The 25915-nt window shown below is 41.5% G+C and carries 21 protein-coding genes and 1 pseudogene; 7 read left to right on the top strand and 15 right to left on the bottom strand.

Features of this window, described 5'->3' with window-relative positions:
* Positions 1–16: 16 nt before the first annotated feature.
* A complete protein-coding gene (locus AL038_RS07825; RefSeq protein WP_062151404.1) occupies positions 17–2221 on the top strand; it encodes a primosomal protein N' in 2205 nt (734 codons plus the stop codon).
* Between the two features lie 11 nt (positions 2222–2232).
* Here AL038_RS07825 and AL038_RS07820 read toward each other — a convergent pair whose 3' ends face one another.
* Positions 2233–3243 carry a vWA domain-containing protein gene (locus AL038_RS07820; RefSeq protein WP_062151401.1) on the bottom strand — a complete coding sequence of 337 codons (1011 nt, stop codon included), beginning with the start codon at positions 3241–3243 and terminating at the stop codon, positions 2233–2235.
* 134 nt (positions 3244–3377) lie between these two features.
* Between AL038_RS07820 and AL038_RS07815 the strand changes: the two genes are divergently transcribed.
* Positions 3378–4081 (top strand): IS1 family transposase gene (locus tag AL038_RS07815; protein ID WP_414635091.1). Its coding sequence is split into 2 segments (ribosomal slippage): positions 3378–3657 and positions 3657–4081, totalling 705 coding nucleotides; the frame shifts between segments, so codons are not numbered across the junction.
* Positions 4082–4340: 259 nt separating this feature from the next.
* Here the strand turns inward: AL038_RS07815 and hprK are convergent.
* The 12 genes from hprK to AL038_RS07755 all read right to left on the bottom strand — a co-directional run bounded on the left by hprK (position 4341) and on the right by AL038_RS07755 (position 15632).
* A complete protein-coding gene (hprK, locus tag AL038_RS07810; RefSeq protein WP_062151398.1) occupies positions 4341–5318 on the bottom strand; it encodes an HPr(Ser) kinase/phosphatase in 978 nt (325 codons plus the stop codon).
* Positions 5319–5327: 9 nt separating this feature from the next.
* Positions 5328–5828, bottom strand: coding sequence for a PTS IIA-like nitrogen regulatory protein PtsN (gene ptsN, locus AL038_RS07805; protein ID WP_062151395.1), 501 nt, complete (start codon positions 5826–5828; stop codon positions 5328–5330).
* A gap of 182 nt (positions 5829–6010) precedes the next feature.
* Positions 6011–6337 (bottom strand): ribosome hibernation-promoting factor, HPF/YfiA family, encoded by a 327-nt coding sequence (gene hpf, locus AL038_RS07800; protein ID WP_062151392.1) that lies wholly within the window; start codon positions 6335–6337, stop codon positions 6011–6013.
* A gap of 24 nt (positions 6338–6361) precedes the next feature.
* Complete coding sequence (locus AL038_RS07795) at positions 6362–7918, bottom strand: RNA polymerase factor sigma-54 (RefSeq protein ID WP_062151389.1); 1557 nt, start codon at positions 7916–7918, stop codon at positions 6362–6364.
* 114 nt (positions 7919–8032) lie between these two features.
* Entirely contained in the window at positions 8033–8758 is a 726-nt protein-coding gene (lptB, locus tag AL038_RS07790) for an LPS export ABC transporter ATP-binding protein (RefSeq protein ID WP_062151385.1), read from the bottom strand.
* Positions 8758–9261: a lipopolysaccharide transport periplasmic protein LptA gene (gene lptA / locus AL038_RS07785; protein WP_066246109.1), complete on the bottom strand. Its 504-nt coding sequence runs from the start codon at positions 9259–9261 to the stop codon at positions 8758–8760. Before lptA ends, lptB begins: the two co-directional genes overlap by 1 nt.
* Positions 9248–9811 (bottom strand): LPS export ABC transporter periplasmic protein LptC, encoded by a 564-nt coding sequence (gene lptC, locus AL038_RS07780; RefSeq protein ID WP_062151378.1) that lies wholly within the window; start codon positions 9809–9811, stop codon positions 9248–9250. The genes lptA and lptC overlap by 14 nt, the downstream gene beginning before the upstream one ends.
* 98 nt (positions 9812–9909) lie before the next feature.
* Positions 9910–11769, bottom strand: coding sequence for an RNA polymerase sigma factor RpoD (rpoD, locus tag AL038_RS07775; protein WP_062151375.1), 1860 nt, complete (start codon positions 11767–11769; stop codon positions 9910–9912).
* Between the two features lie 202 nt (positions 11770–11971).
* Entirely contained in the window at positions 11972–13723 is a 1752-nt protein-coding gene (gene dnaG / locus AL038_RS07770; protein WP_062151372.1) for a DNA primase, read from the bottom strand.
* A gap of 64 nt (positions 13724–13787) precedes the next feature.
* The gene (locus AL038_RS07765; RefSeq protein WP_062151369.1) at positions 13788–14237 is read right to left on the bottom strand and encodes a GatB/YqeY domain-containing protein; all 450 of its coding nucleotides are present in this window, start codon (positions 14235–14237) and stop codon (positions 13788–13790) included.
* Between the two features lie 178 nt (positions 14238–14415).
* Positions 14416–14631 carry a 30S ribosomal protein S21 gene (rpsU, locus tag AL038_RS07760; protein ID WP_062151366.1) on the bottom strand — a complete coding sequence of 72 codons (216 nt, stop codon included), beginning with the start codon at positions 14629–14631 and terminating at the stop codon, positions 14416–14418.
* A 257-nt stretch (positions 14632–14888) separates the two neighbouring features.
* On the bottom strand, positions 14889–15632 hold the full coding sequence (locus tag AL038_RS07755) for a TVP38/TMEM64 family protein (protein WP_083991464.1): 744 nt from the start codon (positions 15630–15632) through the stop codon (positions 14889–14891).
* A 104-nt stretch (positions 15633–15736) separates the two neighbouring features.
* Here AL038_RS07755 and ald point away from each other — a divergent pair, with 104 nt between their 5' ends.
* Together ald and infA are read left to right on the top strand one after the other, a co-directional pair.
* On the top strand, positions 15737–16852 hold the full coding sequence (gene ald / locus AL038_RS07750) for an alanine dehydrogenase (RefSeq protein WP_062151360.1): 1116 nt from the start codon (positions 15737–15739) through the stop codon (positions 16850–16852).
* Between the two features lie 274 nt (positions 16853–17126).
* Positions 17127–17345: a translation initiation factor IF-1 gene (gene infA, locus AL038_RS07745; RefSeq protein WP_002682723.1), complete on the top strand. Its 219-nt coding sequence runs from the start codon at positions 17127–17129 to the stop codon at positions 17343–17345.
* A 10-nt stretch (positions 17346–17355) separates the two neighbouring features.
* Here the strand turns inward: infA and AL038_RS07740 are convergent, their stop codons facing one another.
* The gene (locus AL038_RS07740) at positions 17356–17835 is read right to left on the bottom strand and encodes a low molecular weight protein-tyrosine-phosphatase (protein WP_062151357.1); all 480 of its coding nucleotides are present in this window, start codon (positions 17833–17835) and stop codon (positions 17356–17358) included.
* Positions 17836–17880: 45 nt separating this feature from the next.
* On the bottom strand, positions 17881–18804 hold the full coding sequence (locus AL038_RS07735) for a DMT family transporter (RefSeq protein WP_062151354.1): 924 nt from the start codon (positions 18802–18804) through the stop codon (positions 17881–17883).
* Positions 18805–19012: 208 nt separating this feature from the next.
* Between AL038_RS07735 and AL038_RS07730 the strand changes: the two genes are divergently transcribed.
* The 3 genes and pseudogenes from AL038_RS07730 to AL038_RS18780 all read left to right on the top strand — a co-directional run.
* A complete protein-coding gene (locus tag AL038_RS07730) occupies positions 19013–20161 on the top strand; it encodes an SPFH domain-containing protein (RefSeq protein WP_062151351.1) in 1149 nt (382 codons plus the stop codon).
* Between the two features lie 301 nt (positions 20162–20462).
* Positions 20463–21125: a PilZ domain-containing protein gene (locus AL038_RS07725; protein ID WP_062151347.1), complete on the top strand. Its 663-nt coding sequence runs from the start codon at positions 20463–20465 to the stop codon at positions 21123–21125.
* A 101-nt stretch (positions 21126–21226) separates the two neighbouring features.
* A pseudogene (locus AL038_RS18780) lies at positions 21227–25848 on the top strand (translocation/assembly module TamB domain-containing protein); the annotation flags it as partial.
* Between the last annotated feature and the right edge of the window lie 67 nt (positions 25849–25915).

The raw sequence follows: 25915 nt of genomic DNA, 5'->3' as shown, positions 1-25915 counted from the left end.
CTTATTCTATTCCGCTATGTCTAACACGCCTATTTTACAAATTGCGCTACCGACTCCCTTAGATAAACTCTTTGATTATCTTGCGCCAATAGATTGGCAAATTACCGAACAGCATATCGGTTCACGAATTCAAGTTCCTTTTAGGAAACAAGTCTTAATCGGTATCTTGATTGGTGTAACAGACACCTCAAGCGTTGCCCCCAATAAACTAAAAACAGCATTAACCCTGCTCGATGAGCCGCCGCTACTGACGGCTACGGATTTGCAATTATTACACTGGGCGAGCCGTTACTACCATCATCCACTAGGACTTGTCATTGCGACCGCACTGCCCGCACTGCTCAACGCAGGACATCCCCCACACGTTGAAACCCCACCCAGTGGACATTGGTGTGTTACCCAAACGGGACAATTTATAGACCCTACAGATTTACCCCGTCAATCCCACCGTCAAGCCTATTTATTAAGCCTTTTTCAAGAAAACCCACGTGGTATTAGCGAAACAACCCTTGCACTCGACCTACCTAATCCCCGTCCAACCCTACAAGCCTTACAACGGCGCGGTTGGATTACGCCACAACCTGCCATTCGTCACGCCCAACCCATTACCACCCCTTTACAACTCAATACCGCCCAAGCTCATGCCGTTGAACAACTCACCCAACACCTGAGCCAATTTTATCCAAGCCTGCTAGATGGCGTAACAGGGAGCGGTAAAACAGAAGTCTATTTACAACTGATACAAACTATTATTACTCAAGGGAAACAGGCACTTGTTCTTGTGCCAGAAATTAACCTAACCCCACAAATGGTAAGCCGTTTTGAACAACGTTTTAGTGTACCTATTGCCGTTATTCACTCCCGCTTAAATCATAAAGAACGGCTCTATGCGTGGTTACTAGCACGTGCAGGCACCGCGCCTATTGTGATTGGTACACGTTCCGCTGTCTGGACACCGCTACCACAACTAGGCATCATCATCATCGATGAAGAACACGACCCCTCTTATAAACAACAAGATGGATTCTGCTATTCCGCCCGTGACATCGCCATGATTCGCGCACAACGCGCTAAAATTCCTATCATACTCGGCAGTGCAACCCCTTCACTCGACAGCCTCTACAACATCCAACAACAACGCTATCAACACCTAATACTGCCAGAGCGAGCAGGATTAGCCGTTCATCCAACGTTTCACCTTGTTGATATGCGTCATCAACCGCGTAAACAAATCCTTTCCCGACCCTTACAACATTACATTAATCAACATCTTGCCAAGAAACAACAAATTCTCTTATTTATCAATCGTCGTGGTTACGCGCCAACCCTCATTTGCTTACAATGTAAATGGACAGCCCACTGTCAACACTGCGATGCACGCCTGACTCACCACGAAGCCAGCCACTATTTGCGCTGTCACCACTGTGGCTTTGTACAACCAACACCTATCATCTGCCCAAATTGTCATAGCAATAACATTCATCTCCTCGGACAAGGGACTGAGCGCGTAGAAGAACAACTGCAACAAATCTTTCCTGATGCCCGCATTTTACGTATAGACAGCGACAGCACACGACGCAAACAAGCCATGTTTGACATGTTAGAACAAATTCATCGTGGCGAAGTTGACATACTCGTTGGCACACAAATGCTTGCTAAAGGACACCATTTTCCAAAAGTAACATTAGTGGGAATTATTAATATTGATGGCGGATTATTCAGTGTAGATTTTCGTGGCACAGAACGCATGGCACAATTATTTATGCAAGTTGCAGGACGTGCAGGACGCGCAGAAGATGCGGGAGAAGTGGTTATTCAAACCTACCAACCCGAACATGAATTGCTTAATTGCTTAATTAATAAAGGGTATCATGCTTTCGCTGATATCGTATTAGCCGAGCGACAACAAACCAATTACCCACCCTACACCCGTTTAATCCTGCTTCGGGCAGAATCCAAAACGGCAAAATTAGCCTTAGATTTTCTGCGTAGCGTGAAAGAAGTTGCCCGACAACTTAATATTGCTGAAGTAGAACTCTGGGGACCTGCGCCCGCCCCTATGGAAAAACGCGCTAATTACTACCGCGCACATTTACTGCTACAAGCCCAACAACGCAATGTATTACATCATTTAATTGAACAACTGTTGCCTATTTTACCCAGTCTGGTTAAAAAAGATGTCCGTTGGACTGTGGACGTTGACCCTTTAGATTTATACTAAACAAGCGATGATTAGACAGGCTGTCTGAACGCTAATAAAACAAGCAACATCATGATAATAACCAACAAATAAAATCGTTCATGCCACACTTTTTGCGTTGCCTGTTGCGCTGTAAATGTCTGCATTCGTTGATGGATTTCATTTAAAATGGCTTGCGTATCCGTTGATTGATAATTTCCGACCTGATAAATTCCCCTACCTACTTGTGCTAACTGCTTTAAAACATCGCTATGTAATTTAGAAATAACAATATTTCCATCAGCATCTATTACCCATTGATGTTCATCTGCCTGACGTGGAATATGTCCACCATTTTCCGTCCCAACAGCGAGAACGTGTAAAAAAACCTTGCTATTTTGTAATAATGCTAAACTCTGTGTAACATCTATTTTTTCAAACTCACCATCACTGATTAATAAAATATGTTGTACTGCTTCTTTACTGTTAGGTGCGTTGTTTAATAACAATAAAGCGCGTTCTAATGCGGGGGCAAATCGACTGCCTTGAATGGGTAATAAATCAGGTTTTAACTCATAAAGTAAATGTTTAACCGTATTATAATCATCTGTTAATGGGGCAACGAGATGGGGAATACCTGCAAAAACTAAGAGTCCGATATAAATATCTGCTTTTACGTCTAATAATTCAGTTATCTCTTGCATTGCTTGTTCAATACGTGCATGGGGTAAATCGCGTACTCGCATAGAATCGGATAAATCTAGGACAACCAGTAATTGCGTTTGTGGACGAAAAAGGGCTTGTAATTCATAATCCCAACGGGGTTGTGCTAACGCAAGAATTCCACACGTCCACAATAATATCCACCCCCAAAAGGTTTTATCTTGCCAAAATAGTTGTTGGGGGGATTGTTGTAATAAATACGGTAATAAATGCGCGTCAGCGTAGCGTTGTAAGCGGGAGTAGTGGGCTTTTTGGTAGAACAGCCAAACCACCCAGAAAGGTAGAATGATGAGGGCAAGCAACCAATACGGCCGCGCGAATTCAAAAGCAGTAAACTCCATTGTTGCCCCTCTGAATGTGTAGTTTTTTCGTTAATGTTAATTATTAACACATATTCAGTACAAAAATAAACGGTAGTGCTAAAGAGAAAGTGATATTAAAATAAGAAAACAGAAGAAAGAGAAGAGTCCCTAAAATGCTAACCTGCCCAAGCTGTAAAGCGACACACATCGTGAAATACGGAAAAACCCGCACAGGGACACAAAACTACAAATGTCGCGAATGCGGACGGAGATTTGTAGAACAACCCACCAAGAAATACATAAGCCAAGAGACGTGGGCACAGGTGGACAAGCTATTAAAAGAAAAACTCTCGTTAAGAGGAATAGCCCGTGTTACGGGAATCTCAGGCACATGGCTACAACATTATGTCAATGGTTTGTATGCGCAACAAAGACTAGAACAAGCGGTTAAAAAAAAGGACAGTTGCGCTTAGAATGCGATGAGATGTGGTCATTTGTTGGGCAGCGTCGCCAGAAAGTGTGGGTATGGTTAGCGTTAGATAGAGACTCACGAGAGGTTGTCGGGATTGCCTTTGGAAAGCGAGATGCGGAGGGAGCGCAAGCACTCTGGGACTCACTCCCAGCGGTATATCGGCAATGTGCAGTCTGTTACACCGACTTCTGGGAAGCGTACCAGAAAGTTCTACCGAGTAAACGGCATAAAGCGGTAGGGAAGGAGACGGGGCTGACCAATCATATAGAGCGATTTAATAATACGTTAAGACAGCGTGTCAGTCGTTTAGTGAGGAAAACCTTATCTTTCTCCAAGAAGATAGAAAATCACATCGGGGCTACTATTTTTTTCATTAATGATTATAACAAATCACTGCTTCTTTAGCACTACCAAATAAACTATTTGTGGGGTGTATTAGCGATAGCGTAATACATTATTCAGTTTAAAATCTGCTAGTTATCGTGCAAAAATAAGTGCCTAATGCTTGCCCGAACATTCTGATTCAGACAGGTTTTAATCTTTACTACGACTGTATTGGGATATGCCATGATTATTGGCTTAATGAAGTTGTGATGGCTTGTAACTTACTAATCTGTCAGGTTTTAGTTGCCTGACAGATTATCATAAACAACAGGATGTAATTCTAATAAACATCAAAACGATGTGAAACATAGCCATCATCCTTATCCATACCATACATGGCACGGGTTTGACGTTGGCAAAATTCATCAGCGGCATTGTAGCCTTGCATTTTCAAACTATGATTACGCACAGCACATTCAAGTAAAACAGCAAGATTGCGACCCGCAGCAACGGGCAAACCAACCTCAGAGATTTCTACACCCAAAATTTGGCGGGAACGATAATCCCCTTGTAAACGGTCAATTTGGCGAAGTTGATCAGGACTCATGTGTTCTAGTTTAATGATAAGACGAAGATATTTATCTCTCTTAATCGCACTATCACCAAACAATGCTTGTACATTTAAAATACCTAATCCGCGCACTTCTAAAAAAGGTGTCATCCCTTGTACAGGACAAGTTCCACGAATAACATCTTGGTCTATACGAGAAAATTCGGGTGCATCGTCTGCAACTAAACGGTGTCCACGACTGACTAGTTCTAACGCAAGTTCGCTTTTACCTGTACCACTATCTCCCGTAATTAATACACCCATCCCAAAAACGTCTAAAAATACACCATGTAAGGTTACTTTTTCACCTGACATACGCCCCAAAATACCGTGTAGGTAGTTCATTAAAGCTTCACCTGACACTTGAGCCATAAATAAGGGAACATGATAATGTTCAGCATGTCCTTTTAAATCGTCGGGTACACGTGGACTATCAACAACGATAATACAAGCGAGGTTAGCATTTTCAAATAGTTGTTTGAGTGCATCCTCATACACGTTATCCGATAAGGCTTCTAAATAGGCGAGTTCGTAGAGACTAATAACTTGAATTTGATGGGGATGAATTAAGTTGAGATAACCTACATTTCCAATCCGTTGATCTGTTTGCAATTGCAAAAAGCGGTTATTTTCTTTCCCTGCTAACCAATGAAGTCCTAAGTTATCCGCATGATTTTCATAGAGTTCAGTAACGCTTAACAGGGTCATAAAGAGTCACTATAATGGAGAAGAAAGAGAATCAGATGATACGTCTTGTGGTTGAGCCGCCTGCCATTGCACCATCAACGCATATTTTGCTTGACAATCGGGTAGGCTACGCAATTTTTCACGAAATTCATCATCGCTAAACATTTCTGCTAGCATTGCCAAAATTTGCAGGTGTTCCTCCGTACAGTTTTCAGGCACCATCAGGGCAAATAGTAAGTCAACAGGCTGCCGATCAATTGAGTCGTAATCAATACCTTTCTCTAACTGAACAAAAGCAGCAAGCGTTAATTGACAGTCGGGTACACGGGCATGAGGAATCGCTACGCCTTTACCTAAACCTGTACTCCCTAAGCGTTCGCGTGACAACAGACTTTCAAAAATTTCTCGGGTTGTCAGGCTAGACGTTTCTGTCGCAAGTAAACGGCTAAAATATTCTAATACTCGTTTCTTACTAGAGGCCTGTACATTACATAACATTCGTTCAGGCGATAGGATGTCTAAAATACGCATAATTCGGTTGACAGTGTGCAATTATTAGAAAGTAGTGAGGACGCTATGCAGTACATATTGTGACTGTTGAGTGTCTGTTTCTCCAATAAACGGTATAAACTGGAGAAACAGGGAGTTGTCTAAGCCTTCCCTTGTGAAGATTCAGGCATTACAACACTACTTCTGATAACTGCGGACTGGACTTATTCAAGGGACTGTGCTTTAACACCACCTTCGGCTTGGTGATGGTCTTTCAGTTTTTCCTTATGTTTTTTAATTTGTCTGTCCAATTTGTCGGTCAGGGCATCAATTGCTGCGTACATGTCTTCATGTTCAGCATCTGCAAATAAATTTGCACCGCTAACGTGCAAGGTTGCTTCTGCTTTTTGGCGCAATTTCTCAACACCCAAAACAACATGAATGTTAGTAACGTGATCAAAATGACGTTCCAAGCGTTCAATTTTTGATGTTACATAACTCCGTAAAGCGGGCGTGATGTCGATATGATGACCACTGAGGGTGAGTTGCATTAATGTTCTCCTTACAGATGTGTGCTAAACCAGACGCTTGCGCTCATTGGATGGTGGAATCACCATCGCTTCCCTATATTTGGCGACCGTGCGTCTGGCGACATTAATACCTCTTTCGGATAGTATATTGGCTATTTTGCTATCACTAAGGGGTTTTGCAGCATTCTCTGCTGCGATGAGTTTTTTGATGAGCGCACGAATTGCCGTAGAAGAGCATTCTCCACCCGTGTTCGTGCTGACATGGCTGGAGAAGAAATATTTTAGTTCGAAAATGCCACGAGCTGTATGAATATATTTTTGCGTAGTGACGCGAGAAATGGTGGATTCGTGCATTTCTAATTCACTGGCAATATCATGTAGTACTAGTGGTTTCATGGCTTCTTCGCCATATTCTAAAAAAGCAGTTTGCCGTTTAACAATGCAGTTTGCGACTTTTAATAAGGTTTCGTGACGACTTTTAAGACTTTTGATAAACCAACGGGCTTCTTGTAAATGATTTTTGAGGTTGCTTACGTCTGCGCGATTGCTGTCTGAGCGTGAAATTAAATCGGCATAGTAACGGTTAATTCTTAATTTTGGTGCGATTTCTGAGTTTAATTCAACGCGCCATTGCCCTTTTACTTTTTTCACATAGACATCAGGTACTACATAATTGGATTGATGTACTTCTATTTGTGAACCGGGACGTGGGTTAAGTGATTGAATAAGATTAATAACATCGCGTAAATCATCACGGCTGAATTTCATGAGTTTGGCAAGTTGTGGATAATCATGATCCGCTAATATAGTTAAGTGATTTTTAACCAGCATTTTCGCTTCTGCCAACCAAAGCGTTTGGGCGGGTAGTTCTCCTAGTTGTAATAATAAACACTCAGATAAATCGCGCGCCCCAATACCTACGGGGTCAAAGTGTTGTACACGGTGTAAAACAGCTTCTACTTCATCAGCTTCAACGATAACACCTTCGCCCAAGCTTTGCATAATGTCTTCAATCGTTGCTCGCAAATAGCCGTCACCATCAATTGCATCAATAATAGCGGTTGCAATGGCGCGGTCTTGGTCACTAAAGGGCGTAAGGTCTAATTGCCACAATAAATGATCTGATAAGGTTTGTTCTGCTGCATTTTGGTTAAATAAAAGGTCTTTACCATTTCCATCCGCATTTGCTGTTGGATAGTCGTGTAATGCGCCGTCGTAAATATCTTCCCAATCAGAATCAACGGCTAAATTTTCAGGGATGTCATTGGCGTTATCCATCACCAGTTCGCGGCTATCATCAGTAGGGCTATATTCTTCATCATTTTCATGATGGGTGACTTCGGCTTCAGCAATGAGCGCGCGTTCTACTTCTTGTTTAAAATTTTCTTCTACGTCAGGTGCAGTTGTGATGCTGTCGTCGTAATCATCAACGCCATCATCATATTCACCTTCTGCGGTTTCCAACATGATATTTGATTCTAACGCTTGTTGAATTTCTAGTTGCAAATCCAGCGTGGACAGTTGCAATAGGCGGATTGCCTGTTGCAATTGTGGTGTCATGGTAATTTGCTGACCTAAGCGTAGTTGAAGGCTTTGTTTCATAGCATGTTGTAAAGTGACTACCAATCCTGTTTATGGGGTGTGATGTATTGATCATTATCATGAATACACACACTTGATTTTAAGCTTTCCTATTAAGAAGTATAGCGTGCCAAATTATAACTGAAAGTTCTGTCCCAGATAGACTTCTCTTACTTGGGCATTGTGCAGAATACTTTCGGGTGAGCCTTCGGCAATTAATACCCCTTCATTGACAATATAAGCTCTATGACAAATATCTAACGTTTCTCTAACATTATGGTCAGTAATTAACACACCAATATCTAAACTACACAAATGTGCAATGATGCGTTGAATATCTGCAACAGATAAAGGGTCAACCCCTGCAAAGGGTTCGTCTAATAGCATAAAACGAGGTTCTGCCGCGAGCGCGCGGGCAATCTCAACACGCCGACGTTCTCCACCCGATAAACTCATGCCTACATTATCGTGTAAATGCGCAATATGCAATTCTTCTAATAATTGTGCTAGACGGGTTTTTCGTTGCGCTTTAGTCAACTGTTTTTGCACTTCCAGAATTGCCATGATGTTATCCGCAACACTCAATTTACGGAAAATTGAAGCCTCTTGTGGAAGATACCCCATGCCTAATTGCGCGCGACGGTGCATAGGTGCGTACGTTAATTCTTGTGTATCCAGAAAAATCTTTCCTTCATCACAGGGAATCAACCCAACAATCATATAAAAGCTGGTGGTTTTTCCTGCACCGTTGGGTCCTAATAAACCAACGACTTCACCACTGGTTACATGTAGGCTAACATCTTTGACGACTTGGCGAGATTTATATCGTTTCGCTAAGTGTTGTGCGGATAGTTTACTCATCAGTTGGCAGGTGTTGAAGATGATGATTGCTGACGTGGTTGAATAGTCACTTGCACTTTCTGATTGGCTTTAATGATACCACGTTCCGTATCGTAAGTAATACGTTGCCCTGTAAAGGTATCTTTTCCTTGCCAAACCTCTGCATTTTGAGTCAATTGTAAACGGTTTTCAGTGGCAAAATATTCCATTTTACTTGCTTTTGCATTTAAATCTTCTTTACTATTATCAGGACGTTGTTTAAAACGGGCGGGATTACCATCTAAGATGACTTTATCTAGGGTTTGTTTTTGCGTATAGGTCAAAGTAACTTTGTCCGCTTCTATACGAATTGTTCCTTGTGTAACAATAACATTACCCTCATAAATCGCAACGCCTTTTAAATCATCAATAGTTGCTTGTTCTGCTGTGATATTAATTGGTTGGTCTTTATCCGTTGCAAGGGCAAACACAGAATGACTTATCATCGTCATGCTTATCCCCAATAGCCACTTATTGATAGACATATCGCCCTCTTACTTGTGAACGTAATTCTAACACGTGCGTCGGTAAATAGACCTTCATGCCAACACTGTGTGTTTCCGCATTTTGCCCTAAAATCGTTGTTGGTTCAATAGTTTCTGCGGTTTGTGGCTCGACTTGTATCCACACATCTCTACTTATCAGACGTAACTGCTCTGTGGGCGCAACAGATTGTCGTTCCATGATTGTTTCTCCTAATAACCATAGGTTTTTATTATCAGGTGAAACTCGTCCTTGTTCAGCGACAATTTGCCATGCAGGTTGCCCTTTATCATAGAAAAACAGCACAGGCGCACGTAATTCAGTTTCTATTACGGGATAATGTACCATCGTTTCAGCCGTTAAACGATGTTGTAACAACCCTGTTTTATCCAATTGTGTCGCCGTAAAACGACCTAGGGTATAGTCTGGAACACGGGATAAATCTTCTTCTGACATAATGGCTGAGTCTTTTTCCATGCGATATAACCATATCGTAGAAAATCCCGCAACCAGCAATAATAAAGTCCAACCAGCCCATTGTTCTTTATCCATAAGTTATCCAATAGTTTCCAGTCTAAGCGTTGCGACTGCTATAAAACAAAACAAGGGGAGTCTATGACTATCCCCTTGTTTTGCAAAATAGGAAAAAACTAATCTAAAAAGCTCCGTAACTGCTCGGAACGGCTGGGATGGCGTAATTTACGGAGGGCTTTCGCTTCAATTTGGCGAATACGCTCGCGGGTTACGTCGAATTGCTTGCCCACTTCTTCCAATGTGTGGTCGGTGGACATGTCAATGCCAAAACGCATCCGTAATACTTTTGCTTCACGTGGGGTTAGGCTGTGTAACATTTCTTGTGTTGCACGGCGTAAGCCTTCAAATGTGGCGGATTCTAAGGGGGCAGGAATGCTGGTGTCTTCGATAAAATCGCCTAAATGCGAATCTTCATCATCACCGATAGGGGTTTCCATAGAAATGGGTTCTTTCGCAATTTTTAACACTTTGCGAATTTTATCTTCAGGCATTTCCATTTTTTCGGCTAATTCTTCAGGGGTGGCTTCACGACCTTTTTCTTGTAGAATTTGCCGTGCAACACGATTAAGTTTATTAATAGTTTCAATCATGTGAACAGGAATACGAATTGTGCGGGCTTGGTCAGCAATGGAGCGGGTAATTGCTTGGCGTATCCACCAAGTCGCATAGGTAGAGAATTTATAACCGCGCTTGTATTCAAACTTATCCACCGCTTTCATCAAGCCGATATTACCTTCTTGAATTAAATCAAGAAATTGTAACCCACGATTGGTGTATTTTTTGGCGATGGAAATAACTAGACGCAAGTTTGCCTCAATCATTTCTTTTTTTGCACGGCGGGCTTTTGCTTCCCCAATTGACATGCGACGATTAATTTCCTTGATTTCAGCAAGGTCTAAACGCGATTGTTTTTCCATCGCAATCAACTTGCTTTGGTGTTGCATCAGGTCATCAGCGTATTTTTTCAAGTTTTCTACATACGCTTTGTTACCCTTTAACAAGTTAGGAATCCATTCAGGATTCGTCATGTTGTTCTTGAAAGAGCTTAAAAACTCTTTTTTATCCATCTGCACTTTTTTGATGCAAATGTCACGGATGATATTTTCTTGCTCACGAATGGTAGCGACATCGTTTTGTAAACGCAGGCTTAAATCATCAATTAATTTTGTTACCAGTTTAAATTGTAAGAAAACATCGGTCACATCTTGGCGGGCTTGTTGGAATTCGTTGGAGCTTAAACCGTGTTTTTCTAAGGTAGCTACCATCTGTTGATGCGCTTCGCGCAAACGATTAAACCGATTAGAAGCCTCTTCCATATCTAGCGTGACTTCTTCTAACATGCCCCCTTCTTCATCTTCTTCCCCGCCCGCACCTGCGACGGTTATAATTTCATCTTCATCAATGTCTTCCGCATTATCCGCAAGTGCGGAAGCAGGGACTTCATCATCAGGATTGGTATGATCAGCAAAACCAGAAATCAAATCGGACAATTTAATTTCTTCAATAGCAACTTTATCGTAAAGACCTAGAAACTCTCCAATAATATCTGGATGGGTTGCTAATGCGGTAAGGGCTTGGGTTAAGCCTTCTTCAATCCGTTTCGCAATTTTAATTTCACCCTCGCGGGTTAATAAATCCACTGTTCCCATTTCGCGCATATACATCCGCACGGGGTCAGTTGTACGTCCAAATTCACTGTCGACATTAGCAAGGGCGGCGGCGGCTTCTTCTGCTGCATCATCATCGTCGGGTGCAACCGCATTATCACTCATTAATAGGGAATCCGCGTCTGGCACATATTCATCATGCACCATGATTCCCATATCATTGATCATGCTAATGACACCTTCAATCTGCTCAGGGTCGACGAGATCATCAGGTAAATGATCATTGACTTCATGATAAGTTAGAAAACCTTGTTCCTTACCCTTTGCAATGAGTAGTTTTAACTGAGAGTCTTCTTGTTCGTAGTTCATAGTGGTTGACGCGCACCTGTGATGAAGTTTGTGTTAAAGGTACAACAAGTTGTGTAGTTGAGTCTTTTACACAACTTTTGTTGTATTTTAGTCCGTGTAGGCAAAAAAACGCCCTTATCTTTACGCTTGCCCCCCCGTATTAAAGGGGAAAACATGTATAGAGACTTGTTTATTTTGCCCGTATTATCCCGTTTCTCCTGACTTAACGAACCCCTTTGGGGTTTACCGTTTTAAACTCTTGTTTTTCTTCTTCTGTAATTGTGCCTTTTTGAAACTTTTGTAGCAAAAACTGCCAGCGTTGTCTTTCATACTCTGCGTATAAACGCTGAATAACATCATTAAATTCTTGTTTTACATCAAAACAGCGTTGTTCTTCTAAAAAATGTGGTTGATAAATTGCGAACCGATTAACAAGCTCCGCATAATCCGTGTCTCGCCACTGTTCGCAAATACCTGCAAGCGTCAATGTTGGATTGTTTCTGACTAAAACAAGGATATGAATCAATAAATCGATATTTTCTAAGTAAAGTCCTGATAATTTTTTATTTGGGTACTCAATTTCTTGAGCAAATTGTGGGTAAAGTAGTAGATAAACAATGAGTTGTTCAACTAATGAAAGTTCTTTGAAGTTTGCTTTCTTAGGTGTTCTATTAAAAGCATTTTCTGTTTTTTTACCAATGTCCTTAAGTGTAGTCGATTTTTTTAAATCTACAGGGACTAATTTTTTCAAATTTTTTAATAATAACTCTCGATATGTGCCATCAGGTAGTTGATTAATATAGGGTCTAATGAGTTCTGTTAAACGTGCTTGTCCTTCAATGCTATCGAGTTTTACTTGTTGGGTAAGGGTGTTGAGCAAAAATTGTGATAATGGCAAGGCTTCATCCAAATAAGTGTTAAATGCGTCCGTTCCTTGCCGACGGACAAAACTATCAGGATCATCTTCCTCTGGTAAAAAGGCAAAACTGATTTGTCGTCCATCTTGTAATAAGGGTAACACCGTCTCTACCGTTCGCCATGCGGCTTTACGTCCTGCCTCGTCACCATCAAAACAAAAAACAATGTCGCTCACACTACGAAACAAGCGTTGCAAGTGGTCTGGCGTTGTCGCCGTCCCTAAGGTTGCCACCCCGTTTGTTACATGATGTTGTGTTAATGCAACAACATCCATGTAGCCTTCAACCACCACAACCCGTTTTAAAGCACGTGCTTTGCGAACTTTATCCCAATGATACAGCTCTTTTCCTTTTGAAAATAAAGGGGTTTCTGGTGAGTTTAAGTATTTTGGTTTACTGTCGTCTAATACACGTCCACCAAAAGCAATGACTTGTCCGCGTTGGTCATGAATCGGAAACATGACTCGATGACGGAAACGGTCATATTGTTTACCCGATTCGTGTTCAGTTAATAAACCCGCTTGTAATAAGGTAGCACTATCAACTTTTAAGGCTTTTAACAAACCATCCCATTCAGCGGGCGCGTAACCTATTTCAAATTCTGCAATCACTGTATCGGACAAACCGCGTCGTTGTAGGTAGGCGAGGGCTTCGCGTCCAACAGGTTGATGTAGCTGTTGTTGATAATAACGTGCAGCAGCCACCATCACGGCATATAAATCACTGTGTGTTTCTATAAAAGTGGATTTATTGTCGCTACCTTCTTCATAAATAACGTTAATTCCTAAACGGGATGATAGTTCGTGTACGGCTTCATAAAAATCCATCCGTCCATGTTCTACCAAAAAAGTCAGCACTGTTCCATGCACACCACAACCAAAACAGTGGTAAAACTGTTTTTCGGCACTGACTGAAAAAGAAGGTGTTTTTTCATTGTGAAAAGGACAACAAGCAACATAATTACGTCCTGCTTTACGTAAAGGAACGTAACTATCTATAATTTCTACAATGTCGGCACGCGCAACCAGATCATTAATAAAACTTCGAGCAATACGCATTTTGAACGACCTGTATTAATAACGGAAAATCGCTCACTCGCTAATAGCAAGGGTTGTTTTGTGCTTATCCTAAGCGTTTTTTTAATTCGGTACTGACAACGGACATGTCAGCCCGCCCTTGTACTTGGGGTTTTAATAAACCCATGACTTTGCCTAAATCTTTGATAGAAGTCGCGCCCGTTTCGGCAATGACAGCCGTTATTAAAGCGGTCAATTCGGCTTCGCTTAGTGCTTGAGGCATGTAGGATTGGAGAACTTCAATTTCGCGGGATTCTTTGTCCGCTAAATCGGTACGACCTGCGGCAGAGAATTGGCTGAATGAATCACGGCGTTGCTTAATCATTTTATCAAGCACAGCCACGATTTGTGTGTCATCTAGGGTAATGCGTTCATCAACTTCACGTTGTTTAATCGCCGCCATTAACATGCGAATCGTACCTAAACGCTCTTTTTCTTGCGCCCGCATTGCGGTTTTCATGTCTTCTTGAATACGCAGTTTGAGAGAATCAGTCATAAATGAACCACCTCTACTTCAGGTTATGAGAGTAGTATAGATTAGAAAAACAACAGTTGATGCAAAGTCTAATGATTATAATAATTAGCGGTTATAGAAAGTGTTTCCAGATAACTACCCATTTTACAATGTCGAATTATTACAACCTGACTTTGCATAAAAACGCTGGAAAGAAGGCTTAGTAAAGACGCTCTCTGCGCGTTACATCACGTTGAAGTTTCTTCATGTGACGTTTGACAGCAGCAGCAGCTTTACGCTTACGGACAGAGGTGGGTTTTTCGTAGAATTCACGGCGATGAACTTCAGCAAGAACACCTGCTTTTTCACAAGAGCGTTTGAAACGACGAATAGCGACTTCAAAAGGTTCATTTTCTTTGACGCGGACATTAGGCATTGAAAGCGACACTCCTTAATGGTTGAATAGGGTTATGAAACCGCTCATTATAGTAAGGCGTTGCAAAAAAAGCAAAACTGCCCTGCTTTATTCTAGGGCAGTTATTCGCACGGTTAGGGATGAGCGTCTAGTAAATATAGTTGTTTATATAGGGCTTTCAAGGTTAGCGCACCAAACTTGTAAATACATTTCAGCATAAAATTTTTATGTGAAATTATTGAAATTAGGTGTTGTTATTTTTAATTCTTATTTACGTGTTAGTTTTTAGGATTTAAATAGTTCATAATTTCTTTGTCAAAAAGCCAAATAATTAGAGAAATCAACATGGCAATGCTAAAGACAAGATAGGCTAATGTCATATCACTGTGTAATGCAGTTCCTACAAAAGTTAAAACCGCCATTCCCGGTAAACGCCCAATTAAACAAACGATTACTAGTTTCCAGAGTGGGAGGCGTGTGAGTCCTGCTATAAAACAAACGGCATCGTCAGGAAAAACGGGTAGGAGAAAAATAATGAAAAAGTTGAATAGTCCTCCTTGTTCGATTAAATAGTCAAATTTGTTAAAAATAGCAGGCGGAACAAATCGCTGTACGAGGGTTTCACGGAGTAAACGGCTCAGACCTATGGCCAATAGTGAGCCTATGCTTAAGCCTATCATAGTCAAGAGTAATCCATTCCAAAAACCAAAAATAACCCCGCCTAATAAACCAAATAGTTGCCCCGGTAGGGGTGCAAAAAAAACCTGCAAAATCTGTGTGCCAATAAAAACCAGCGCGCTCCATTCACCAAAAGAAAGAAAAAACTGTCGAATAGCTTCAATATCTTGTGCTTTTAGTAAGTCACGAAAGTGAATAACACTAGCAGGAAGAAACCATTGTGTGATGTAAGCAATACCCAGAAACAGTACGATGATAATGCCAGCTCCCATCAGTACCGTTAGTAAAGCCCACAGTTTTTGTTTTAAGCGTTGAATAAAGGCAATTAAATAAGCAGTCATCATTTTTTAAGTGAAAAGTTGATAAAACATCTAGGGAATTGCCTTAACAGACGTTACATTACTAACTGTCAGGTAACTCATCTTTTTACTACGGGGAGTGTGTGGCTATGTTAATAGGTGTTCCTAAAGAAATTAAAACCCATGAATATCGGGTTGGGTTAATCCCTGCAACGGTGCGCGAGTTAGTAACGCATGGGCATCGTGTCATAGTTGAGCGTCATGCGGGCGATGGCATCGGTATGGATGATGCGGCTTATCAAAAAGCAGGCGCGAGTATTGTGGATACCGCTGCTGAAATCTTTGCTAATGCTGAAATGGTGGTGAAGGTGAAAGAACCCCAGCCCGCAGAATGTGCCATGTTGCATACAGACCAAGTGTTGTTTACGTATTTGCATCTAGCCCCTGATCCTGAACAGACTAAAGCTTTATTAAATAGTGGTGCTGTCTGTATTGCTTATGAAACGGTTACATCAGCAACAGGGGGGTTACCGCTCCTTGCTCCAATGTCAGAAGTTGCAGGACGTATGTCGATTCAGGCGGGTGCTTCCTGCTTAGAAAAGGCGCATGGGGGGTTAGGTGTATTACTAGGCGGTGTCCCCGGTGTAAAACCTGCGAAAGTCGTTATTTTAGGCGGTGGCGTGGTCGGCTCTAATGCGGCATTTATTGCGGTGGGCATGGGGGCGGAAGTTGTTATTATTGATCGTTCTATCGATGTGTTACGTGGATTGTGGCGACAATTTGGGGCGAGTATTGAAACGGTTTATTCAACAACCGATGCTATAGAACAGCATGTATTAAGTGCTGATTTGGTGATTGGGGGCGTACTGATTCCGGGGGCTGCCGCCCCTAAGTTGGTTACAAAAGAGCATGTGCAAAATATGAAAGCAGGTGCTGTTATTGTTGATGTTGCTATTGATCAGGGCGGTTGTTTTGCAACGTCACATCCGACAACCCACGCTGAACCTACTTACTTGGTCAACCAAGTTATTCATTATTGTGTAGCAAATATGCCGGGTGCAGTACCGCGCACGTCCACTGTTGCTTTAAATAATGCAACCTTACCGCACGTATTAGCGTTAGCTGATAAGGGTTATCGCCAAGCGTTGTTAGATGATGTTTATTTACGTCAAGGATTAAATATTTATCAAGGAAAAGTGACTCATCATCAAGTCGCAAATGCCTTAGGTCATCATTACTTAGACGCATTAACTGCATTAGCTTGATTTGCTATAAGCGATAAAAGCCGTAAAAACCGTTGTTTTCATGAAAATTTTTTATGGTTTCTATTGCTTATTTACACCTTGGCAATCTTTGGCTTAAGCAGAATGGGATTATCTGCCTTCAAATACAGTGCTTTTTTATAGTGCTTAAGCGTCAAAAATAATTATCTTAATCTGATTACTTTGATATTAAGACCGCGTCTAATCTTGTTATTTTGCTAGAGTGGTGCATAATATACGTTTTTCTAGCAACGGATAGGACGTTTAAAGAGCAAATATGGCGAAAGAAGATAATATTGAAATGGAAGGAACGGTTATTGAAACCCTACCAAACACCATGTTTCGAGTGCAATTAGATAATGGTCATGTTGTTACTGCCCATATTTCTGGTCGGATGCGCAAAAATTACATCCGTATTTTAACGGGCGATAAAGTAACTGTGCAATTAACCCCTTACGATTTAAGCAAAGGTCGTATCGTTTACCGAGCGCGTTAACCTTCCCCGATTACTCATTCAATTTAGCGCGTAAGTGGTCTAATAGCCCCTTACTTGCCGCCTCTACTAGATTTAATACATGTTCGAACCCCGTTTGACCTTGCCCATAATAAGGGTCAGGCACTTCACTGGTCATGAGCTGTGGTGCAAAATCCAAAAATAAGTGCAAACGCTGTTTTTCACTGGGTGGACATAAAGACTGTAGAATTTTATGGTTTTGTTTATCCATCGCTAAAACATAATCAAACGTTGTAAAGTCCTGTAGATGTACTTGTCGAGCACGAATAGTGCTTAAATTAAAGCCGCGTTTTAATGCCGCCATCTGGGAACGGCTGTCAGGTTGTTCCCCCACATGATAAGCATGTGTACCCGCTGAATCGATTTTAATATCATCCGCTAATTTTGCCTGTTCCACATAATAACGGAACACGCCTTCTGCGGTGGGGGAACGACAAATATTTCCCATACAAACAAAAAGAACCTGAATCATCGTATTATCACCTGTATTGAATAATATAAACGGTCTAAAAAGAATTTAAACTTTAGCAATTAACCATCCATAACACCGCTGTAGCCGTGAATAAGTTATTTGCAATTGTGACAAAATAATTCCCGTCAACATTAAAATACAACCTATTATGCCGCGCTCCGAAAAAGTTTCACCCAAAATAAGCCACCCTGCTAACGCTGCAAAAATAGTTTCTGTACTCATAATTAATGCGGCACTGGTAGGATGTAAATGGCGTTGTCCAATAATTTGTAAAGTATAAGCAATACCAACGGATAACAAACCACCGTATAAAATTGGAATACCTGCATTCATCATACTTTGTAAAGTTATTGTTTCCACCACCACCGCCACCAAAAAACTCAATAAAGCACACACCAAAAATTGGGTAATGGCTAACAATAAGGCATCCACTTTTTGCACAAACCACGCAATTGCCAACACGTGTAATGCCCAAAAAATCGTACTAATCAGCACCAAAAAATCCCCATACGCCAAACTAAAATCTGTGCCAACACTCAACAAGTACAAACCCATCACCGCCAACATTGAACCCACCCACGTCCCTAAATCAGGATATTGTCGCCAAACTAACCCCAACAAAGGCACAAGAATTACATATAAGCCTGTGATAAAGCCTGCTTTACCCGCTGCGGTATAAATTAAACTAACCTGTTGAATCGTTGCCGCAGAAAAAAGCAGAATGCCCAAACATCCCCCACCTAATAAAGCCATTCGCTTATCAATTGCTACGACAGAGGCTATCGGCTGTCTTGCGCGCAAAAAAAGAAAAACAGGCATTAACAACAAGCCACCCAACGCAAAGCGAAGTGCGGTAAACATAAAAGGACCAATATGTCCCATGCTTATCCGTTGTGCAACAAAGGTTGTACCCCATATAAAGGATGCCAATAATAATAAAAATGTTGCTTGCAGTGGTTTATTGACCATAATTGTATGATTAACTCATTAAACGATGTGATGTTATGCACATCAAGCAGGATAAACTCGGTCGTACAGATAACGATATTGTTAGATGAAATGGGTATTACGCCTATTCCAACTGTCAAAAACCGCCATATTATGTCAAAATTAACTACCCCTAATAAAACTACCTACATAAATTATTAGGCATATCAACCCATAGGGAGAATAATAAATGTCTTTCTGGAAAAGTCTGACGGGCGAATTCATTGACATCATCGAATGGCTAGATGATTCACAAGATACCCTTGTTTACCGTTTTGAACGGCACGATAACGAAATCAAAAACGGTGCAAAACTTATTGTGCGTGAAGGACAAGAAGCTGTGTTTATTAAAGAAGGACAACATAAACGCACTATCGACATGGATATTCTTGAACCTGCCGATACCTTTACACCGGGAACGTACACCCTAGACACAAAAAACCTACCCATTCTATCAACTTTAATGGGTTGGAAATACGGTTTTGACAGCCCTTTTAAAGCCGAAGTCTATTTTGTTAATACCCGCCGTTTTCTTGACCAAAAATGGGGAACACCTAACCCTATTATTCTGCGCGACCCCGAATTTCAAATGGTACAAATTCGTGCTTTTGGTACATACTCCTATCGTATTATTAAACCTGCTTATTTTATTAAAGAAATTGTCGGCACAGCGGGTAGTTTTAAAACCGAAGACATTAACAAACAACTGCGTGATTTCATCGTCTCTCGTTTTACCGATGCGATGGGTGAAAGCCGCATGTCCGTGCTAGATATGGCGGCAAAACACGATGAACTGGGCGATTTTGTTAAAGAAAAAATCAAAGCTGAATTTGCTGAATTAGGCGTAGAACTGCTAAAAGTGGTTATCACCAATATTAACTTACCACCAGAACTTGATGCCGCCTTTAAAAAACGCAGTAGCATGGGAATTTTAGGCAACATGCAAACCTACACCCAATACCAAACCGCCGAAGCGATAGGCAAAGCCGCAGAACACGGCGGTGGTGGCATGGCAGGTACAGCAATGGATGCGGGTATGGGAATGGCAATGGGCATGAACATGGCAAATCAAATGAACAACGCCATGCAACAACCCCAACACGCAAGCCCAAGTGCGCCCCCTCCCTTACCACAAGCCCTTGCATTTCACCTTGCCATTGCAGGACAAACACAAGGACCCTTTGAATTACCTGCATTACAACACTATGTAAAGACAGGGCAATTAACCCGCGATACCCTAGTCTGGAAACAAGGGATGGCAAACTGGACAGCGGCGGGACAAATCATGGAACTAGCCAGCCTATTTTCAAGTATGCCGCCCCCCTTGCCTCCTCATTAATCATCAATACTAATTGCACTTAAAATAGTCAGAATTTAGGATACTACTGCTTTACGCGGTGGTATCCCTCTTTAAAGAACAACATATCCAAGTATTATCAATATATAACACATTGTTTAGTATTCAATAACCTGTTAATTTTCAGTATCCATAAGAATAGTGATGACATCGTCACAACATGATAGACAACAGATTTCCCCCCCCAAAAACCACTAAAATACGTTATAGTAGCGACAAAATGCACCACATCATTCACAGATAAGCACTATATATCCTATTTTATACATAAAAGGATTTCATCATGGCTGATACAAAAATAGATAGTTTCTCAATCTTTGAGGTAATAGATAAGCACAGTCGTGAGCATATAGGACAACTTGGTGATGTTTCTAAAGATGGCATTATGTTACTAACCACCAAACCATTAATTCTGAACCAAACCAGAGAAGTTATTATCCGCTTACCTGCCAGCGATGCGTTTTATCAAGAAGTTATCCCACTAGACATAGACCCTTTATGGGTAAAACCTGATGAAACACAACACGAACTCTACCGTGTTGGTTGCCAATTTGTAAAAACAGACCGTGCTGAATTAGAAATGTTAATTCGCCAATTTGGTGCAAAACGCAGTACACGTAAAAACTTATTGTTTTATCTTGATGTTCTTGAAAAAGATAGCGAAGAATTATTAGGCCATTTGGGCGACATATCGGACAGTGGCATTATGCTGATTACATCCTATACCATGCCATTAGGAGAATCGCGCGATATCATCATAAAACTACCCGATATAGAAGAATTTACAAAACAAACGATAGAAGCAGAAGTCGAAATTCGCTGGTCACGTCCTGATGCAAACCCCGAATTTAACTGCGTAGGTTGCTTATTTTTAAATCTTGCGCCTGAAAACAAACCACTCATTAAAAAAGTCCAAGAAGTATTAGGTTTTGATGATGTTTTGTAACTATTATTATAGGTTTATATAAATAACTTAAACCGTAAACCTCACCAGTGCGAAGTCATTTGCACCTAACCTGTTCCCTCTTTTTAAGCTCCCAATACACCATGAAACGTTGGCTCAAACGCTTATTGCTGGTTTTACTGATTGGTTTAATCCTTGTGCTACTCATGGCAGGTTGGGGAGCAGGGACAGAAACAGGCTCACACTGGATGATTCGCCTTGTTCAACATTGGATACCCGGTGAATTAACTATCCAACAAATTGATGGCAGTTTATTAAATCGGCTGGTATTAAAAAACGTACATTATCAACAAGAAAGTGCAATCGTTGACGCAGAAACCCTTGTGTTTGCGTGGCAACCAACCGACCTATTTGATTTAAACGTACATGTGCAACAAATCATGGCGGAAAATGTCAATGTCATTATCCCGCCCAGCACAACCACATCCCCCCCCTCAAAAGACCCATTCACACTACCCGAAATCCGCCTGCCCGTTGGCATTACAATTGACGATGTACAACTAAAAAACTTCACTTTACAAACAGGGGATAAAAGCACGCCGTTTACCCTAACCCTAGAACAAGCCCAATTAGGCGCGACAATTAAAGAACAAATAAGCCTTTTAAATCTATCTATGACAGGCGTACAAACACAAGGTATTCATGCAGGGTTACAAGCCAAAGGACATTACGGATTAACACGTCCCCATGCCGTTTTACTAGATTTACAATGGACAGCACAACTACCACAAATCGGCGAGATTAATGGTCAAGGGAAAATTGACGGTGATATTAATAAATTATCACTAACACACCACGTTAGCGAACCGATAGCCTTACAACTTAACGCCAATGTAACCGAATTGTTCAACAAATTAGGTTGGCAAGCTGATATTCAATGGCAAGATATATTTTACCCCTTAGATAACTCGCCAAAACTGATTCGCAGTCAAGCAGGAAAAATTACCTCCAATGGCAATTTAGAAGCCTATCAACTGACTATTCAAACAGCACTAAGCGGTAAAGACGTTCCTGCAACCGCCTTACAACTCAATGCAAACGGCGATTTACACAGTTTGACGCTAGAAAAACTACGGCTGGCATTACTAGAGGGGGTCATTCAAGCACAAGGGAAAATTGACTGGCAAACCCTACTACAAGCGAATTTACAACTGGATATTAGCCAGTTAAAACTTAACAATTATATTCCTAACCTGCCAGAAAATGTGCGGTTAAATAACCAGTTAAGCGCGACACTGACCGACAAAAACTGGACAATAAATCAACAAACCAAACTCAGTAACACCACAACACAATTAAATTTGACAGGAAAAGGCACACTCGTTGACCTTAACAACCCTGATATTAATGTCGTGCTTGATTGGCAAAATGTGCAATATCCCCTTGTTGGACAAAGTATAATCAACATTCCAACAGGAAAAGCCACACTTGCAGGACAACTCCAAAACTATCAACTAGAACTCACAACCCAAGTAAAAACCCCCCAAATCCCCGATAGTCAATGGAAATTAACCGCACAAGGTGATTTAAACCAACTTCAACAAGGGCAATTAAAAGGCGAACTGCTGCAAGGACAAATCGTTGCAAACGTCAACGCGCAATGGGCAAACCAACTGCAAGCCATGCTCGATGTACAAGTATCAGAAATACCCCTTGCACCCTTCATGGCAGAATTGCCGCCTAGCGTTAAACTAAATGCTGCTTTTTCTGCAAATTTACAAAACGATAAAGTTAAGATTCAACAAGGACAAATCAGTTTACCGCCAACCGCTGCCCAAATAACGTTGGCAGGTGAAGGCTTATTAACCCCTGCGGATAACCCCAGTTTTCAAGCAGATTTAACATGGAAAAACCTGCAATTTCCGCTCATTGGCGAACCACAAGTACAAACCCAACAAGGCACGGTTAAACTTTCAGGCACACTGCAAGCCTACCAATTAACCTTAGACAGTGACTTAAGCGGACAACAACTGCCTAAAGGACAATGGCAAGCTGAAATAAATGGCGACACACAACATATTGAACTACAAAAATTACAAGGGGAATTATTGCAAGGCTTGGTGACGGCAAATGGCAAACTAGAATTACAACCATTAAAAGCCACTCTATTACTTTCCTTAGATAAACTGGTCTTAAATACACTTATTCCCGACGTTCCCGCTACCCATAAACTCAGCAGTCAACTCCGCGCCGAATTTGCCGACCAACAACTTCACCTTGCTGAATTTAAACTGACATTACCGCCTAGCAATATCAACATTGGAGCGCAAGCGGATGTAAATCTCAACGATGCAACCAATCCAAGCTTTACAAGTCAACTAACTTGGCAAGGTTTACGTTATCCACTAGAAGGTAAGCAATTATTACTAAAAGATGCAAAAGGCAATATCGAGCTAAAAGGGACGGCGAATGATTACCAACTGGCGTTATTAGCCGATATTGTCGGACAAGAGCAAATTCCATCAGGGCGCGTGACTGCGACAGGTAATGGCGATAAAAAAGGCTTTAAACTTAAACAATTACAAGGTAAGTTACTAGACGGTGTGCTAAATTTAACAGGGCAAGTTGCATGGTCACCGGCTGTGCAATGGTCCATGAACCTTATGGGGAAAAAACTTAATCTCGCACCCTACACCCAACAACAAAGTAATATTGATTTAGATATACGCTCCACAGGAAAATTAGAAAATAATCAATTAAATGCTGAAGTAAAAATCGTCGATATCAAGGGTAAAATTGGCACATATCCATTACAACTACAAGCGGAAGCCACTGCACAAGGCGAGCGTTATAACCTGAAAAAATTCAATTTTGTTTCAGGCAAAAATCACATTATTGCCCAAGCAGACTATGATAAAACCATCAATGCAATGTGGACGATTGACGCGCCCGCACTAGCAGAACTCCTGCCACAAGCGGGTGGTAGCTTACAAGGTAGTGGAAAAATTAATGGCTCACTCAATAACCCCAAAATTAATGCGACCTTACAAGCCAAACAACTCGCCTATGCAGAAAACCGCCTAGCCAGCTTAGACGTAAAAATCGACGCGGATTTACAAGGCAAACAAGGTTTAAACCTATCGTTACAAGCCGCCGATTTTTTTCAAAGTAATGAAAAAGTTATTGATAAAATAGAAGTTAATGGGCAGGGGCAACTGGCACAACATAGCCTAACAGCGACCATTAAAGCCCCTGAGAATAATTTATTCGTCAAAATTGACGGTGGTCTAGTCCTTACCCCCTTACGCTGGCAAGGACAAATCAGCCAAGTAACCGCTAATTTAGAAAAAGCGGGGCAATGGTCACTCCCAAAACCTGCACCTATCAACGCCTCAGCAGACGCGGCGCAGCTGTCTAATTTCTGCGTTCAAGGCTATTTAAGCCGTCGTCAACCCGATAGTTTGACTAGCATTTGTGTAACAAGTGGTTGGCAAGCCAAAACAGGCGCGAAAGGCGATATTGTGTTGAGCAAAATTCCTTTACGGCTGCTCGTGCCTACCGTAACAGGCACAATAGAAGGACATTTAAGCGGTACATATCAACCTGATGGCACACTCCGTGCCGATGCCCTGCTGGATGTTTCGCCCGGTCGATTGCTCCCCGCAACGGATGATCCTGCCACCAAGCCCATTGCACACAATGGCGGCAAAATAAAGCTAATTATTGATAATACAGGTTTAAATGGCAGCATATTTTTAGACTTAGCTAAACAAAATACGATTAATGGCACAATCACCATGCAAGGATTTAATCGTCTTCCCCTGCGTCCCGACCAACCTATTCAAGCAAATTTACAAGCAAACTTTAATGATTTAGGGTTGTTACCCGATATTTTATCGCAAGCAGAAAAAGCGAAAGGCGCGGCGAATTTTAATCTAACCATTGCAGGAACAGTTGCCGACCCGATAGTACAAGGACAGTTTTTAATCAAAAAAGTCGAGGTTGGTTTACCCGATTTAGGCTTAGAAATTAAAGACTTTAATGCCGATATAAAAACCACTAGCCGTGACACAATAGATATTAATATGGGTTTACAATCAGGCAAGGGACAACTAAAAATAACAGGCAACGTTAAATTACTCACCCTAACGGATTGGCAAGCGGCTATCGCCATCAATGGCGAAAATGTTCAAGTCGTTAATACCCCTGACGCAATCGCCGAAATCACCCCCGATTTACGCCTAACCATGAGTGCGGGCAAAATAGATTTAAGCGGAAAAGTCCTGATTCCCTACGCGAATATCACACCAACAGGTGCAGCGATTAGTGGCACTGGCGGTGGTAGTGTGATTGGTATCTCGCCCGATGTTGTCATTATCAACCCTGATAAACCCAGCACTGCCGAAAAAGCCACAAAAGGCTGGGAAATCACGAGTACAATTAACGTTGTGCTTGGAAATGATATTCATCTTGCCGTTATGGACTTTAATAGCAGTTTCACAGGGGCGTTATCCATTACCTTAAGCCCAAATCAAACCATGCCCAGAGCAACAGGCGAATTACAAATTTTAGACGGCACATATCGCGCGTATGGACAAGATTTAGAAATTGAACGCGGACGAATTATTTTTGCAGGGGGGGGGTGGATAATCCTGTATTAAATATTGAAGCTATTCGGAAAATTCGTGACCGAACCAAAAAAGTAGAATCTGCGGGTGTGCGCATTCATGGCACTGCGCAAGCCCCTCAATTGACTCTTTTTTCAACCCCACCCGTGCCAGAAGGCGATATTTTATCCTACATTGTGACAGGCACTGCATTAGGTGAAGATG

It is taken from the genome of Beggiatoa leptomitoformis, assembly GCF_001305575.3.
Classification (GTDB): domain Bacteria; phylum Pseudomonadota; class Gammaproteobacteria; order Beggiatoales; family Beggiatoaceae; genus Beggiatoa; species Beggiatoa leptomitoformis.
This window is presented reverse-complemented; position numbering and strand designations above follow the sequence as displayed.